General features: G+C 64.5%; 3 protein-coding genes. All 3 read right to left on the bottom strand.

Annotated elements, in window-relative coordinates; genetic code table 11:
- Positions 1-43: 43 nt before the first annotated feature.
- The 3 genes from BW994_RS18755 to BW994_RS20620 are packed head-to-tail and all read right to left on the bottom strand — an operon-like array spanning position 44 to position 1280.
- Positions 44-889, bottom strand: coding sequence for an SDR family oxidoreductase (locus BW994_RS18755; protein WP_029314508.1), 846 nt, complete (start codon positions 887-889; stop codon positions 44-46).
- Complete coding sequence (locus tag BW994_RS19825; RefSeq protein WP_156038217.1) at positions 886-1035, bottom strand: hypothetical protein; 150 nt, start codon at positions 1033-1035, stop codon at positions 886-888. The genes BW994_RS18755 and BW994_RS19825 overlap by 4 nt, the downstream gene beginning before the upstream one ends.
- A gap of 2 nt (positions 1036-1037) precedes the next feature.
- Positions 1038-1280 (bottom strand): DUF1295 domain-containing protein, encoded by a 243-nt coding sequence (locus BW994_RS20620; RefSeq protein WP_408734969.1) that lies wholly within the window; start codon positions 1278-1280, stop codon positions 1038-1040.
- Between the last annotated feature and the right edge of the window lie 88 nt (positions 1281-1368).

The following is a 1368-nucleotide window of genomic DNA, read 5'->3' as shown; positions in this document are numbered from 1 at the left end:
CCGCCACAGCTCCCTGCATATGAATCAGCTCATAGCAGCGCTCTTATGAGCGGCTTCTTCCCGTAGCGGCAGGCGGCTCAGACCGGATGGTTACGAACAGACTGATGGCTGTGCCTGCCGCCGCCATCACTCGTAGCGACCAGATGGGTATGGAGATGATCCTGAGCGAGCGGGCGCAGCCGAGCACCTCGGCCGCGAGCAGGCCGATGTCCCGGAATGAAAAAACATCCGGCCCGCCGAGCCGATGCTCGCGGCCCGCTCTGGTGGGGTCGTCGATACAATCGATGAGAAATGCGGCGACATCGTCTCCGTGGACGGGGTTGATGCGGTGGCGCCCGTCGCCGACCACAGTATGGCGGTGCCTGGCGCGCACAGAGTTAAACGCGCGATCCGTCAGGTCGCTGAAATAGGCGGTCGGCCGGATCACGGTGAAGATGACGCCCGCCTGGCGGCATGCCAACCCAATTTCATCAACCGCGCATTCCTTGGCGCCGCTGAAGGCGCTCACACGCCGGGAGGCCTGGCCTTCAAATGTGGCAACCAGGATGACATGGCGAACGCCGGCGCGAACCGCCGCATGCCCGAACCGGATATTCGCGTCGCGATCGATGGCCCAGAAATCATCTGCCACGCCCACATGCCCGCTGGCCGAGGCCATGCAGGAAATCGCCACCGCGGCGCCTGCGAGTGCCTCGCCATAAGGTTCGAGCCGGGAGGCATCGACGAACGCGAGTGCCGCGCCGCAATGCGCCAGCCTCGCCAGGTCGGCATCACTCGACCGGTCCTTCAGTATCGCGACGACCAGGACGCCCTGGGCGCGCAGTGCGGCGACAACCCGGTGGCCCAAGTAACCGGTGGCGCCGGCGACGCAGGCTTTTCCCGCCGTCACTGCGGGGCCGGTTTGCGGAGTCTCATGGAATAAAGAGGCAGGAACGGGAAGAGAATTGGCGTCGTGCGCGCATAGCCCTGGTAGGCGCTGCCGGCGCCGTAACGGCTGCTCTGTTTGAGCTCCAGGCGGCGGCTGGCGCCCAGCATGATCAGCTCGATACAAGCAAATCCCAGCACACCGAGCCCCCATGCGAGCGGGCTCCGAAAGGCCGAGATGGCCGAGACCCAGACGCCGGCCAGAACACCATTTCGCCGAAATAGTTTGGAAACCGCACCATCCGGTACAGGCCCACCGTGCAGATCCGATCCGGGTTGACTGCCTTGAAGCGGGATTTCTGCCAGTCGGCGCAGGCCTCCAGGCCAAGCCCCACCGCCATTACCGCATGAGCTATGATGGAATTTGGGTGACGGCGGTGATCAGGCGGCGTTCTGTGCTGGCGTCTCGATCACCTCGACGCCGTCCCGGAAAGTAATGCCCTG

The organism is Acidiphilium rubrum (assembly GCF_900156265.1).
Classification (GTDB): Bacteria; Pseudomonadota; Alphaproteobacteria; order Acetobacterales; family Acetobacteraceae; genus Acidiphilium; species Acidiphilium rubrum.
Note: the sequence above shows the minus strand (reverse complement) of the source record. Positions and strands in the feature narration are given on the sequence as shown.